At 72.0% G+C, this 12,663-nt stretch carries 14 protein-coding genes and 1 tRNA gene; 7 read left to right on the top strand and 8 right to left on the bottom strand.

Going from position 1 to position 12,663, the window contains the following annotated elements:
• Window positions 1-118 precede the first annotated feature (118 nt).
• The gene (locus ABD366_RS17165; RefSeq protein WP_324767492.1) at window positions 119-424 is read left to right on the top strand and encodes a hypothetical protein; all 306 of its coding nucleotides are present in this window, start codon (window positions 119-121) and stop codon (window positions 422-424) included.
• Window positions 425-433: 9 nt separating this feature from the next.
• On the opposite strand, the gene ABD366_RS17160 is transcribed toward ABD366_RS17165, so the two are convergent.
• Window positions 434-571, bottom strand: coding sequence for a hypothetical protein (locus ABD366_RS17160; RefSeq protein WP_324767493.1), 138 nt, complete (start codon window positions 569-571; stop codon window positions 434-436).
• Between the two features lie 63 nt (window positions 572-634).
• Here ABD366_RS17160 and ABD366_RS17155 point away from each other — a divergent pair, with 63 nt between their 5' ends.
• Window positions 635-1,015 carry a hypothetical protein gene (locus tag ABD366_RS17155; protein ID WP_324767494.1) on the top strand — a complete coding sequence of 127 codons (381 nt, stop codon included), beginning with the start codon at window positions 635-637 and terminating at the stop codon, window positions 1,013-1,015.
• 584 nt (window positions 1,016-1,599) lie between these two features.
• Here ABD366_RS17155 and ABD366_RS17150 read toward each other — a convergent pair.
• The gene (locus tag ABD366_RS17150; protein WP_324767495.1) at window positions 1,600-1,845 is read right to left on the bottom strand and encodes a Scr1 family TA system antitoxin-like transcriptional regulator; all 246 of its coding nucleotides are present in this window, start codon (window positions 1,843-1,845) and stop codon (window positions 1,600-1,602) included.
• A 90-nt stretch (window positions 1,846-1,935) separates the two neighbouring features.
• Window positions 1,936-2,007, bottom strand: a tRNA-Val gene (locus ABD366_RS17145).
• 240 nt (window positions 2,008-2,247) lie between these two features.
• Between ABD366_RS17145 and ABD366_RS17140 the strand changes: the two genes are divergently transcribed.
• The 4 genes from ABD366_RS17140 (at window position 2,248) to ABD366_RS17125 (ending at window position 5,645) form a co-directional block, all read left to right on the top strand.
• A complete protein-coding gene (locus ABD366_RS17140) occupies window positions 2,248-3,063 on the top strand; it encodes a DUF4097 family beta strand repeat-containing protein (RefSeq protein ID WP_324767496.1) in 816 nt (271 codons plus the stop codon).
• A 276-nt stretch (window positions 3,064-3,339) separates the two neighbouring features.
• Window positions 3,340-4,599 (top strand): hypothetical protein, encoded by a 1,260-nt coding sequence (locus ABD366_RS17135; RefSeq protein WP_324767498.1) that lies wholly within the window; start codon window positions 3,340-3,342, stop codon window positions 4,597-4,599.
• A 101-nt stretch (window positions 4,600-4,700) separates the two neighbouring features.
• The gene (locus tag ABD366_RS17130) at window positions 4,701-5,408 is read left to right on the top strand and encodes a FadR/GntR family transcriptional regulator (protein WP_324767499.1); all 708 of its coding nucleotides are present in this window, start codon (window positions 4,701-4,703) and stop codon (window positions 5,406-5,408) included.
• Window positions 5,409-5,417: 9 nt separating this feature from the next.
• A complete protein-coding gene (locus ABD366_RS17125; protein WP_324767501.1) occupies window positions 5,418-5,645 on the top strand; it encodes an FmdB family zinc ribbon protein in 228 nt (75 codons plus the stop codon).
• A 246-nt stretch (window positions 5,646-5,891) separates the two neighbouring features.
• On the opposite strand, the gene ABD366_RS17120 is transcribed toward ABD366_RS17125, so the two are convergent.
• From ABD366_RS17120 to ABD366_RS17110, 3 genes are read right to left on the bottom strand one after another with little or no spacing between them, the layout of a single operon-like run.
• Complete coding sequence (locus tag ABD366_RS17120; RefSeq protein WP_411293655.1) at window positions 5,892-6,710, bottom strand: HAD family hydrolase; 819 nt, start codon at window positions 6,708-6,710, stop codon at window positions 5,892-5,894.
• Between the two features lie 11 nt (window positions 6,711-6,721).
• Window positions 6,722-9,184 (bottom strand): phosphoribosyltransferase, encoded by a 2,463-nt coding sequence (locus tag ABD366_RS17115; RefSeq protein ID WP_324767502.1) that lies wholly within the window; start codon window positions 9,182-9,184, stop codon window positions 6,722-6,724.
• A gap of 26 nt (window positions 9,185-9,210) precedes the next feature.
• On the bottom strand, window positions 9,211-10,374 hold the full coding sequence (locus ABD366_RS17110) for an HpcH/HpaI aldolase/citrate lyase family protein (protein ID WP_324767504.1): 1,164 nt from the start codon (window positions 10,372-10,374) through the stop codon (window positions 9,211-9,213).
• A 209-nt stretch (window positions 10,375-10,583) separates the two neighbouring features.
• Between ABD366_RS17110 and ABD366_RS17105 the strand changes: the two genes are divergently transcribed.
• Window positions 10,584-11,378 carry a TerD family protein gene (locus ABD366_RS17105; RefSeq protein ID WP_324767505.1) on the top strand — a complete coding sequence of 265 codons (795 nt, stop codon included), beginning with the start codon at window positions 10,584-10,586 and terminating at the stop codon, window positions 11,376-11,378.
• A gap of 60 nt (window positions 11,379-11,438) precedes the next feature.
• Here the strand turns inward: ABD366_RS17105 and ABD366_RS17100 are convergent, their stop codons facing one another.
• The gene (locus ABD366_RS17100; RefSeq protein WP_324767506.1) at window positions 11,439-12,185 is read right to left on the bottom strand and encodes a TerD family protein; all 747 of its coding nucleotides are present in this window, start codon (window positions 12,183-12,185) and stop codon (window positions 11,439-11,441) included.
• A gap of 199 nt (window positions 12,186-12,384) precedes the next feature.
• On the bottom strand, window positions 12,385-12,663 hold a 279-nt coding region (locus ABD366_RS17095), incomplete at its 5' end, for a DUF475 domain-containing protein (RefSeq protein ID WP_344442016.1).

Below are 12,663 nucleotides of genomic sequence, written 5' to 3'. Positions count from 1 at the left end.
CGCCGGGGGCCTCGGTTCACATCGGTGGGCGCGGACGGTGCGGACGGTTTCGAACCGCCGACATCCCGCTTGTAAGGCAGATCCTCTATCCGACCAGCGCTTTCGAGATCCTCCGAGAGTGTCCGAGACCGTTCTGCGGCCCCTGAGAGTCCCCGAGTTGGGATCGTCCGAGAAGCTCCGAGACACCCCGACGGTCACCTACACGCAGGCCGGAGAGTCCGGCGCGAGCCTTCGGGCCGCAGGGCGGCAGGTCGTCGCTCAACGGCCCGCGCAACCGGGATGGGACCGGCCGAGCGGCCCGCGGCAGGCGACCGGTACGGAGGGCATCCCTGAAGCCGCGTGCTGCCTGGAGTTCTTCATGTTCCGCGGCACCGAGCACGGATGCACCTGCCCGACCCGCACGACGAGAAGCAGCGCCGCATGACCAACCCGGTCAGCCGCGCCGCCGCCGCTTCCGGAGCCGCGAGATGATCCACACGCCAGCGATCGCCCACACGATGACGAGGACCACCTCCCCCCACACCGGCATCTCAGGACGATCACCCTGCGCCTCGACCAGTGCGAACAACATCGGAGTCAGTCCTCCCCGCTCGACGGCTCGATGCACTCCCCAATGCCCCCGGAGGAGCGCCGCATGACCGACCGGATCCCGCTGGACGAGATGACCAGCGACCAACTCGGCGCCCTGTACGCACGCGCCGAGCAGGCCGAGGCCGAGCGTGACGGCGCGTACCGCGAACGCGCCCACCTCGTCGCCCTCCTCGCCGCCATGACCTCCGGCGCCGTCATCACCCCGCCGAGGACACCGACGAGCCCGGATGCGGCCACGACGCTCGCCGAGGACGTGCGGATCCTGCGGACGCAGATCCAAGCGAAGGGCGGAACTCCGGCGGCTCGGGATTCGGCGCGGGCGGTAGAGGACCTGCCGGATCGTGTCCGGGTGCCGGTGGTGGTGCCGGGCCCGCGGCAGGATCGGGGCGCGTCGGGTAAACCGGCGCCGACGATCACCCCGTAACCCGGCCGACGGGGCGAGCAGGGACGCAGGGCGCGCCGGGTTCGGATTCCACGGCGCCGGGCCGGGCCGGCGCGGACCTACTGTCCCCGGCCCGTCTGGTCCGCCCGGTCCTCCCGGACCCGCTGGACGGAACGGGAAGCTCGGCGCGGACGGGAAGGACGGAGCAGCACAGTGCCCGGACGGCTACAGCCGGCAGGCGCCGGCCGGTGACCCGGATGCGCTGGTGTGCCGCAGGGTGGGTGCGTCTCCGGAGCAGCCTGCGCCGTCGGGTGATTCGCCCCCGCAGGCGGCGGCTCTTGATCCTCAGCGTCGTCAGTTTCCGCGTCGGCGTGCACGGCGAGTGCCCACTCGGCGATGAGCTGTTGGTACTCGGTGCGTTGCGTGGCGGACAGTCGTCCTGCGGTGCTGAGCATGAGGCGTCGGATCTCGTTGTTCAGTTCGTGTGCGGGGCGCGGGGGTCTGGGCGCTGGTGTGGCGGACACAGGCAGGACCGTAGACCGGCCGGGAAGCTGAGGCCATAGCATTCCCGGACACTCACATTCCGTTACAGCTCTCACTGCCTTCGGGCGGTGTGGGCCGTTTCGTCATGCCTCGATCCGGTCGAGGGCACCGATCGCGCGGGTGATGAGCGCACGGGCGTCGGCCCCGTACACGCCCGTCCTCCGCAGGCGGTCGAACGCTGCCACGTACTGGGCCGCTTCGTTGGGCTGCGTGACTGTGACCTCGGCCGAGACCAGCTCGACGGTGGCGCGGCTCCGGTCGTAGATGTGGAACGTCTCCTCGGGCCAGTGCGCGCGCCGCTCGCACATAGGAATGATCCCGAGCGACACCGCGGGGATCCCCGGTACGGCCCTCACGTAACCGTCAGAGGCCCTCCGGTGCGATCACCGGAGGGCCTCTGACCTGCTACTTAGTACCTGTGGGCGCGGACGGTTTCGAACCGCCGACATCCTGCTTGTAAGGCAGGCGCTCTACCCCTGAGCTACGCACCCGATGTCCTGGGGCTTTCGCGACCAGGACGAGCCGACAGCCTACCTTGCCGGTGCCGGTGCACCGCAAACCCGTAACGGCCCAGGCCGCCCGGGCGTTGCGCGGGTCTGATGCGGGGGTTAACCCCACCTGCGATCCGGTGGCCGGCCGCATGCCGCGGGCTGCCCGCATCACCGTACGTTCATGGGGTGCCGGCCGCCGGTCCGGTACCGCAACACCGACCGTCGCAGGGGGAATTCACCATGACCGTCCGCCAGTTCCGCACCGCCCGCGGCGCCCGCACCGCCCGCGGCGCCCGTGCCGTCCGTGGCCTGGCCGCCGTGGCTGCGGTGGCCGCCGTCGCCGCGACGGCCACGGCGTGCGGCGCCGACGCCTCCGACGACGCCCACCCCGACCACCGCTCCTTCGCCCTGCACGGCACGACGCTCACCGTCGACTCGGACGACTCCGCCCTCGAACTGGTCCCGGGCGACGGGGACGAGGTGCGGGTCACCCGCTGGTTCAAGGGCTCCACCGTGGTCGGCTCGGACCCCAGGGTGACGTGGAAGTGGCAGGCCGACGAGGACCGGCTGACACTGCGCCTGCATTGCAGCGGCTTCATCGCCGACTGCTCGGCCCGGCACCGCGTCGAGGTGCCGCGCGGCGTCGCCGTCGTGGTCCGCAACGACGACGGCAGCGTCCGCGCGAACGGCTTCGACAAGGGCCTCGACATCTCGACCGAGGACGGCTCGATCCGCGTGGAGGACGTGTCCGGGCCGCTGCGCCTGCACAGCGACGACGGCTCGGTGCGCGCCACCGGCGTGGATGCGCGGCAGGTCTCGGTCGGCACCGAGGACGGCAGCGCGCACCTCGACCTGCGTACGGCCCCCGACCGCCTCGACGCGCGCAGCGACGACGGCTCGCTGACGCTCACGCTCCCCGGTTCCGCGAAGTACCGGGTGACCACGCACACGGACGACGGCGGCGTCGATGTCTCCGTCCCCCGCGACCACGACAGCCCGCACCGGATCTCGGCCCGCACCCAGGACGGAGAAGTCACACTGCGAACCGCGAACTAACCGGCCCGTGTATTCGTCCTTAACCGGTGGGAGAATGGACACCGGTCAGGGCTGATGACGGCACGGGCAGCACGGGAGTGGTTGGTGACGACGGCGACGAACGAGCGCTCCGAAGGGGCGCGCCCGGCCACGACTGATCCGCAGGCTCCACGCGGACCTGGATCCCGACCCGGTCGCGGGTCCGGTCCGGCAGGGGCCCGCCCCGTCCCCCGCAGTCGCCCGTTCCGCGATCTCCTCACCCTCACACTCCTGCCGCTTCCCGTGCTCGCGGCAGCCATGAGCACCGCTTTCGCGGGCGGTGGCACGAGAAAGTGGTTCGGCGGCCGTGCCGAGTCGCAGCGCGCGGAGGCGCAGGCGGCCAAGGACGCCGCGGCCGCCGCGTTCTACGAGCTGGACACCGCCCAGCGGGACCTGCGCATCTCGATAGAGACCATCACCGCGGTCGACGACTCCCCCGCGGCCCGCCGCGCCGTCACCGACTTCCAGCAGCTCGGCACCCGTATCGACGAGGTCAGCGGCCAGTACATCACCGCGGTCGACGACTACGACCTCGACCGCGACGACCTGGAGGCGAGCGTCGCCTCCCGCGCCCGGGCCGATCTGACGCAGGCCAAGGACCAGCTGACCCGGACCAAGCACGACCTGGACAAGTTCGCGCGGGGCCTCGGCCCGCTGCTCGGCAAGGCCGAGACGCAGCTGGCCCGCCTCGCCCCGTCCGTGGAGCGCGCCCGGCAGTCCCTGCTCGCCGCGACGAACGCCCTGGACGCCGTCCGCCAGGCCGGGCTCAAGGCCGACGACCTCGCCGGGCGGCTCGCCTCCCTCGGCCCGGAGCTGACCAGGCTGAACCAGGGCGCGGGCCAGCACGGCGTACCGGAGACGCTGGAGCGCGCCGAGCGGGTCGCGCGGGACGCCGAGTCCGTACGGGCGGAGGCCGAGCGGCTGCCCGAGCGGGCCGCCGAGATCGACCGGCGCCTGGTCTCGCTGCGCACCCGGGCGCAGGCCCTGACGACCCGCGCGGGCCAGGTCGAGCCGGTTCTCAGCGAGCTGCGGCGCCGGTTCGCCGCCGCGTGCTGGCAGGACCTCCAGGGCGTACCGGAGCTGGCCGCGGAGAACGTGCGGCAGGCCGAGACCAAGCTCGCCGAGGCCCGTACCGCACGCGACGAACAGCGCTGGCCCGACGCCACCGCGCGCCTGTCCACCGTCCGCGCGCTGCTGAACGCGACGGACGAGTCGGTCTCCGCCGCCGCCGACCGTCTGCACCGGCTGAACGCGGTGGCGAAGGACCCGCAGCAGGAGATCGACCGCACCCGGTTCGCGATCCGCGACGCCCAGCGGCTCGCGATGGCGGGCCGCAGCACCCCCGACCCGCGGCACGCCCGCCCCCTCGACGACTCCGTGGCCCGTCTCGACCGCGCCGTCGAGGGCCTGGAGGGCCGCCACCCCGACTACTGGCATTTCCTCACGGAGACGGAGGCCGTCCGGCAGACGGTCGGCCGGGTCGTGACACAGATCCGCGAGGAGCGCGGCGGCGCCTGATCCGGCGGCGCGGTCGCCCGCACGACGAACCGGATTCCAGCAACGAGCCGAATTCCAGGGCGAATTGATCTCGCACAGGTAACCGTGCGAGCCTGCTCCGCATGACCAGCTCACCGCCGGTGCCGCACGGGCACGACGTGCACCGCACCGCGGTCGAGACCCTGGCGCTCCGCATCGCGGACGGCGCCTACGGAGTCGGCAGGCTCCTTCAACCACTGCCGCTGGCAGCCGAGTTGGGCTTCGCGGAGGCGGTGCTCGGCGAGGCGGTGCGGGTACTGGCGGCGAAGGGTGTCGTGGACGCCGTGCACCGGGTCAGGCCCCGGGCCGAATGGAACGTGCTGGACTCCGACGTCCTGCGCTGGACCCTGGTCTCCGAGACCTCCGACATCTCCGGGCCGGTGGGCCTCTTCCCCGACCTGTACGAGCTGCGCCGCGCCGTCGAACCGTCGGCCGCCGCGCTCGCCGCGCAGTTCCGCTCCCCGGCCGATCTGACGGCGCTGGACGAGGCGCTGTCGGCGATGGCGGCGGCAGAGCGGCCCCCGCACGGCGATCCGGTGCTCGCCGCGCGCGCCGACGTCGCCTTTCACACGGCCCTGCTGACGGCCTCCCGCAACCGGTTCTTCGCGCAGCTGCCCCGCGTCCTCGTGCCGGCCCTCGCGGCGGGCGGCGAGCGGGTGCGCGCGGGCCCGCACCATCATCCGCTGCCCCTGCACACCGAAGTCGCGGCGCGGGTGCGGGAGATGGACGCCGACGGGGCCTTTACGGCGATGCTGGAGCTCCTGGACGTGTCGCTGCGGGACGACCCGTAACCTTGGCGCATGCCTCGCTACGAATACCGCTGCCGGACCTGCGGCGACACGTTCGAACTCAGCCGCCCGATGTCCGAGTCCGCCGCCCCCGCGACCTGCCCGACGGGCCACCCGGACACGGTGAAACTCCTGTCGACGGTGGCGGTGACCGGCACCTCGACGAACGCCGCGTCCCCGGCACCGGCAGCGGGCGGCGGAGGCGGAGGGGGCTGCTGCGGGGGCGGCTGCTGCGGTTAGCCCTGCCGGGCGGGTCGGGGGCCGAACGGTTGCTGCGGAAAGCTCTGCCGGAGCGGGACAGGGCCGAACGGTTACTGCGGCGAGCTCTGCCGGAGCGGGGCAGGGCTGAACGGCTGCCGCGGAGAGCTCTGCCGGAGCGGGACAGGGCAGGGCAGGGCTGAACGGCTGCTGCGGACAGCCCGCCAGGGCAGGGCGGTGCCGAACAGCCGCCGCCCCTGCGCCCCTGCGCCTCCCCGCGCGAGGGCGTCACACCTCGCTCAAGAACCCCCGCAGCACCGCCTCCCCCGCCAGCACCCCGCGCTCCGCGAGCACCGTCACCCCGGGCGCGGTCCAGCCCGCGTCCGCCAGTTCGCCGTGCCCGGGGCGCCAGCCCCGGTCCACGACATGCAGCAGATCCGCGTCCAGCAGCGAGTCCCCGGCGCCCAGGGTCCGCGCGGCCCCGGTCCGCCGGGCCACCTCCTCGACCGCGGCCCCCTTGGTCAGCGGCTTCGGCACGGCATACACCTTGCGGCCCTGCAAGGACACGCTCCAGCCGAGCCCGTCGGCCCACTCGCCGAGCTCCTTGACCCACCCGGGCGGCAGCAGCGCCCGGTCCACCACCAGGTAGGCGAACAGGTCCTCGGCGACCCGCTCCTTCAGCAGCCATGCCGGATCCGCGGCCGCGACCATCCGCTCCCGCACCTCCGCCAGCGGCGCGCACTTCTCCTCCAGCCGCGCGGCCACGGCGGCGCTCCACTCGGGGTCCGACACCCCGTCGACCAGGAGATGCCCCCCGTTGGCGCAGATCGCGTACCGCGGGGCGGGGCCGGGCAGCCGTATCCGCCCGTACTGCTCCCGGGTCCGCGTCGTCGTCGGCACGAACACCGCGCGCCGCGCCAGCTCCGTCAGCAGCGCGGCCGCGTCCTCGGTGACGTACGACAGGGGTCTGCTCTCGTACACCTCGACGCAGAGCAGTCGTGGCGCCTGCGCGTCGGGCATGGTGAGGCCGAGCGCCCCGGCCGAGTAGATGAGCGTACGGTCGAGGTCGCTCGCCACCACGGTCACCGCACCGGAAGTACCGTCCACAGCAACGGAGTTCACTTCGCGGCCACCGCCTTGCCGTCCACACCCGTCGCCCCGCGCGTGAACCGCGGATGGATCAACCCGACGCAGCTGTACGGGAGCTCGCCGACCTCTTCGACCGGGACTCCGCGCTGCTCCGCGAGCAGGCGCACATGGTCGAGGTCGGCTCCGGCGCCGGCCCGGGCCAGGATCTTCCACGGCACGCGCCGCAGCAGCACCCGCGTCGTCTCCCCGACCCCCGGCTTGACCAGGTTCACGTCGTGGATGCCGTACTCCTCGCTGATCCGCTCGACGGCGGCCCAGCCCTCCCACGTCGGCGCACGGTCGGCCCCGAGCAGCTCCTTGACGTCCGCGTCGACCGCGTCACGGACTCCGTCGAAGCGCGCCTCCACCACGTCGAGGAAGTGCCGCGACACATCCGAACCGGCCAGCTCCGCATAGAACTTGGCCCCGTGGAAGTCGTCCGGGCCGACCAGGTCGGCGCGGAGCACGGTGCGCGATATCAGCCCGGACACCGTCGAGTTGAGGCAGGCGGAGGGGATGAGGAAGTCCTCGCGCGTCCCGTACGTCCGCACGCACGACCCGGGGTCGGCAAGCACGGCGATCTCGGGGTTGAAGCCCTCGAACTCGGCGACCGCTGCCGCCAGTTCACGTGTGATGGCACCCTTGCCCGTCCACCCGTCGACGAAGACGACGTCCGCCGGGTCGTGATGCGCGGCGAGCCAGCGCAGCGCGTTCGCGTCGATGCCCCGGCCGCGCACGATGGAGACCGCGTAGTGCGGCAGCTCCAGGCCGTGCCGCCGCAGGGCCCAGCGCCGCATCAGCACACCGACCGGCGTCCCGGCGCGGGCGAGGGAGACGAGGACCGGCCGCGGCGAGCGCTCGGCGAGCACCGTCTCCGTGACCACACCCACCGCCCGCGCGATCCGGTCGGCTGACGCGTCGAGCGCCGCGTGGAACAACTCCTGGTAGTGCGCGCTGGGCTGGTACTCGACCGGCAGCGATTCCGCGTAGTGCGCGCCGCCGCTCTGAATGGCCTCCTCGCGCTCCTCGGTCGGCGCCTCCAGCGTCACGCCCGAGAGGTCCTGCAACAGCCAGCCGACCTCGTCGGGCGCGTACGAGGAGAAGGCGGGGCCGCGCAGCGGCTCGGGCAACGGCATGGAGGGCCTTTCCTGAGGAACGTACGAGGGCAGTACGACTACGACCACGCGCTCCGCATGCTCGGCGACCCGCTCCAACAGGCCTCCGGATGCGGCGAGTTCGGCGCTGTCACCGACGGAGTCGAGGACGACGACGACCGTGTCGAACCCGCCCCCCGCCACGTTGTACGCGTACCGCTCGCCGGGCCCGTCGGCCGGTGCGTCGTGCGCGGGGAAGACCAGACGGGTGCGGATCGCATAGCCAGGGTCGTCGACGGCGAGGACGGGCGAGCGGGTCGTCGTGGAGTACGCGACATCGGCGCCGGTCGCCTCGAGCGCGGTGGCGAGGCGCAGCGGCGCGTACATCAACTCCTCGGTGCCCAACACGAGTACGCGGCCACGGGTGTGCGGCGCGAGCCGTGCGGCCATGCCGGGCAGCGCCTCTTCCAGACGGGCGCGGTGGGCCGGGGTGAAGCCGTGCCGGCCGCCGTCCGGCACGTCGCCGGGCCAGCCGAGGTCGCCGACCCGGATGATCTCACCGGCCCCGGCAGCCCCGCCGTGCTCGCGCCGGGCCGCGGGAACGGTGGCCGTCTCGTGCGCGGCGACGAGCGCCTGCCCCTTCTCCAGGACCCCGTCCGGCAGCCGGACCGAGCCGCGCGCGGTGACCACGAGGTCGACCCGGGCCCCTATCTCCTGCGCGAAGGCTTCGAGGCGGCCCTGGTCGCCGGGTGAGCGCATGTCGACGAGCGCGACGATGACGTAGTGGGCGCGGGCGTACAGCTCGTGCAGCGCGCGGATGGTGTTCAGGACCGTGTTCCCCGTGGAGAACTCGTCGTCGACGAGGACGAGCGGTCCGTCCCCGGCGAGCAGCCGCGGGTCCTGGGGCAGCAGCAGGTGGGAGGTGGCGTGCGAGTGGGACTCCTCGAAGCCGCCCGCGCTGTCGACGCCTTCGACGGGGCGGCGTGTGGAGTGCAGGTACGGCGCGAGCGCGAGGCCGTCGGCGACCGAGTGGCCGAGGCCGGTCGCGGTCTCGGCATAGCCCAGGACGACGGCCCGCGCGGCGGCTTCGTCGCCGAGCAGATCCCTGACGCGCAGACCCAGCTCACGCCCCGCGTGCCAGACGACCGAGGGGCGCTGCGGCACGTGCTTGCCCAGCACGTTCGACACGAGCAGATGCGCGCGCTTGGGGTTGCGCCGCAGCGCGAGCCCGAGGAGCCCGGTCAGCTCCCGGTCGCCGGTCAGCTCGACCCCGAGCCGCTCGGCGACCCATGTACCCGACCACACCACGTCGCTGTTCTCGTCTCTCTCGGCCGCTACGGTCACTCGGGGTTCACGCACGGGGGCTCCGGTCACCTGTGATGCGCTCACGCGGGCAGCCCGGCGGTCAGCAGCTCCACGAAACCGACGTCCTCGCGCGCCACCCCGAACACCTCCGCGCGCTGAAGGGTCCGCTCGGCCCAGGCCCGGTGCGGCTTCACCTCGTTCATCTTGTTCGTGTACGCGGATCTGAGGACTCCGCCGCCGCCCCGCTCGGGCCGCAGGATGTCCTGGGCGTCGCTGTACTCCTCGTGGCTCACGACGGACAGCGCGTGCACGGGCAGTACGTGCGAGGGGTGGATGCACGTCTTGCCCAGCAGGCCGTTGGCCCGGTCCAGCTCGATCTCGCGCAGCAGACCGTCCAGGTCGTGCTGGATCAGCGCCTCGCGCAGCGGCTCGGCGCCCTCCTCCAGGAAGGGGCTGCGGCGCAGCTGCGGCTTGAACATCCGCTCCTGGTGGCGGAAGTACTCCCAGACCGGTCCCGTCACGGTGAAGCCGGTGCCGTCGGCGCGGCCCAGCAGGTTGACCACGTCGCCGATGACGGAGGCGACGATCTGTACGTCGTACGCCGTCATGTCCGGCGGCCGGCGCAGCCCGTACGCCGAGCAGAAGTCGGTGACGCCGAGCCGCAGCGCGAGCACCCGGTCCCGGTACTTGTCGACGGTGCGGGAGATCCCGGCGAGGGTTTCGGTGCGCGTCTCCAGGTGCAGCAGCTCGGGCGACTCCAGGACGGGCATGGCGAAAAGCCGACGTCCGCAGGCTGCTTCGGCGGCGGTGAGCGCCTCCAGGAACGGAACGCCCCGCTCCTCCGTGAACTTCGGCAGTACGAATCCGGACAGCAGCTCGACGGCCGCTCCGAGCCGGCCGACGAGGTCGGTGATCTGCCGCGGATCGCGGACGCGGACGAAGATCAGCGGCACCTCGCCCCCGCGGGCGGCGAGGTCGGTGAACTGGCGCACCAGATTGGACTCGGCGCCGCTCACCTCGGAGTCGTCGATCGAATCCTCCAAGCACAGCACCATGGACACGACACCGCGCCCGGCCTGCTTGAGGACGTCGTCCGCCAGGTGCGGCCGGGTCGCGGGGCTGTAGAGCGTGGCTCCCAGCGCCGCCGCGAGCATGCGGGGCGCGGAGTCCGCACCGAAGATCTGTGGCTCCCGGTGGAACAGGCGCTCCCGCACCTCAGGGGCAACGTGCCCGAAATGACGCATAAGTCTCCCCCGTACTGCCAGGCAGCCCGGCATGATGTGGCCGGTAATAGTACGTACAAACCTGTGTCAAGAGTTCCCGGCGGCGATGAAATCCTGGTAACCCATGGATGTCGGGAGGGGCGCACCGGCCGCGCGTCCGGCCTGCGATCACCGGATGATCTCGGCACCCCGCGTTGTAACGGGCCGCCGCGGGAAGGCAGGATGACCGTATGACGCACGCGATGCTCAAGGGGGCGAACGTCCCGCTCGACGCCACAGCGGTACGCGCCGTACTCCGCTGGACCCCCGGGCAGGGCGTGCCGGCGGTGGACGCCTCGGCGCTGCTGCTCGGAGCCGACGGCAAGGTCCGCTCCGACACCGACTTCGTCTTCTACAACCAGCCCCGGCACCCCTCGGGCAAGGTTTGGCGGCTCGGGCAGAAGCGCGTGGCCGAGGGCATGACGGACACCCTTCAGGCGGACCTGGCGGGCCTCCCGCCCGAGATCACCCGCATCGTCTTCACGGCTTCCGCCGACGAGGTCGCGTTCGAGCGCGTCCAGGCACTGTGCATGTTGGTCTACGACGCCGCGGCCGACGGCGCCGAGCCGCTCGCGCACTTCGACATCAAGCCGGAGACCGGCGCCGAGACCGCGATGATCTGCGGTGAGCTGTACCGGCGCGGTGACGGCTGGCGGCTGCGCGCGGTGGGCGAGGGTTATTCGAACGGGCTGGTCGGTCTCGCCACGGACTTCGGCATCTCAGTCGACGAGTCGGCCGCCGCGGAGCCCACCCCGACGCCGACGCCGTCCGCCGCGGTCACCGTCCCGGCCGCCGCTCCGGCCCCCGCGTTCCCGCTGCCGCCCCAGCAGCCGCCGGCGTACGGCTACCCGCCCGCGCAGCCCGCGACGCAGCCTGCCCCGCCGTCCCAGCCCGCGTACGGGTATCCGCAGCCGGTGGCGGCGACGATCTATCCCGACCCGACGTTCCGGCTCCCGCCGCAGGGCCCCCAGTTCATCGGCCGGTGACGAACGGCCGCCCTCCCCCGAGGGCGGCTGCCTGCCGCTGAGAGCCCGGCGCGCGGGCGGCTACCGGTCGGTCACCTTGGCCTTGTAGCCCCGGCCCCACTGCAGACCCCAGCCGTACAAGCGGTCCAGCTCGGCCTGGAATCCGTATACGAACTTCACTTCCCGCCGCACCACCAGATCGCCCTTGACGTTCTCGATGGAGACGACGGCACAGGAACGGGCCTGAGGGGCGCGCTCGTCCAGACTGATCTCGATCCGCGGACCGTTGCTCGGATACAGCGTCACGATCGCGTGCGTACGGTCGAACGCCGGCGTCTGGTCGTAGATGTACACGAACACGAGCAGCCGCTTGATGGCTTCGCGATGATCGAGATTGACGTAGATGGTCTCGCCGGACGCGGAGCCGAACCGGTCGTCGCCGCTGAGCTTCACGTACGGCGGTGCGTTGAGGTCGCCGAAAAAGCTGCCGAGCGGCTGCACGACTCCCTTGTCACCGTCCACCAGCTCGTACATGCAGCCGAGGTCCAGGTCGACATTGACCATGGACTGGGTGTGCGCCTGGACGACGTCCGGTTTGAACATGCGGAACGGATGCCGCACCAGACTGTTTTTCTCGAACGAGCCGATGTCCGAGGTCCGCATCCGCCAGGACAGATTGACCCGGAGATTGCCGGTGGCCGCTCCCTGCTTGGAGAGCGAGACGACCGGATGTCGTTTGGTGAGTTCGATGGCGTTGGTCGCCGCGCTGCCCGAATCGAAGTCGAACTGCGCGGAACGCCCGCGCCAGATTTTGTCCCAGAAGGACATGCCGCCCCCAAATGCCGTACCAGTACTGCCCGTTCCTGCCCACTTCTGCCCGTTCCCAGCGAACGGGGCCCCACTCATGGCCCCACTCATGCCGAACGGGGCGGTCGCGGGAGGACTGCTCCTCGTACGACCGCCCCGTTCAAAGGGTTCCAGGATTGGGCCCCGGATAAAACACCGGACTCCGCGTTCCGGTCAGACGTCAGACCCCGGACGGGACCTCACTCTTGTCCGGGCTCCCCGCGTTTCCCTCTTCTGCCGCGATCCGCTTGTTGCGGCGGACCGAGGAGAAGAACGACCAGGCGATCAGGACGACGCCGATGAGGCCCGTGATGATCTCGTTGATCTCGTAGCGGATGGTCACCAGGAGGATCACGGCAAGGGCGCCGATCGCGTAGTGCGCGCCGTGCTCCAGGTACACGTAGTCGTCGAGCGTGCCCTGGCGGACCAGGTAGACGGTGAGGGATCGGACGTACATGGC

Origin of the sequence: Streptomyces kunmingensis (assembly GCF_039533535.1) — a bacterium.
In the GTDB taxonomy this organism is placed as follows: domain Bacteria; phylum Actinomycetota; class Actinomycetes; order Streptomycetales; family Streptomycetaceae; genus Streptomyces; species Streptomyces kunmingensis.
Note: the sequence above shows the minus strand (reverse complement) of the source record. Positions and strands in the feature narration are given on the sequence as shown.

What these genes read in the sequence shown, in the direction of transcription:
- ABD366_RS17125 (WP_324767501.1), top strand. Translation starts at nt 5,418, where the DNA reads ATGCCTCGCTACGAATACCGCTGCCGGACCTGCGGCGACACGTTCGAA.
- ABD366_RS17130 (WP_324767499.1), top strand. Translation starts at nt 4,701, where the DNA reads ATGACCAGCTCACCGCCGGTGCCGCACGGGCACGACGTGCACCGCACC.
- ABD366_RS17160 (WP_324767493.1), bottom strand. Translation starts at nt 571, where the DNA reads ATGTTGTTCGCACTGGTCGAGGCGCAGGGTGATCGTCCTGAGATGCCG.
- ABD366_RS17100 (WP_324767506.1), bottom strand. Translation starts at nt 12,185, where the DNA reads ATGTCCTTCTGGGACAAAATCTGGCGCGGGCGTTCCGCGCAGTTCGAC.
- ABD366_RS17110 (WP_324767504.1), bottom strand. Translation starts at nt 10,374, where the DNA reads ATGCGTCATTTCGGGCACGTTGCCCCTGAGGTGCGGGAGCGCCTGTTC.
- ABD366_RS17135 (WP_324767498.1), top strand. Translation starts at nt 3,340, where the DNA reads ATGAGCACCGCTTTCGCGGGCGGTGGCACGAGAAAGTGGTTCGGCGGC.
- ABD366_RS17105 (WP_324767505.1), top strand. Translation starts at nt 10,584, where the DNA reads ATGACGCACGCGATGCTCAAGGGGGCGAACGTCCCGCTCGACGCCACA.
- ABD366_RS17155 (WP_324767494.1), top strand. Translation starts at nt 635, where the DNA reads ATGACCGACCGGATCCCGCTGGACGAGATGACCAGCGACCAACTCGGC.
- ABD366_RS17140 (WP_324767496.1), top strand. Translation starts at nt 2,248, where the DNA reads ATGACCGTCCGCCAGTTCCGCACCGCCCGCGGCGCCCGCACCGCCCGC.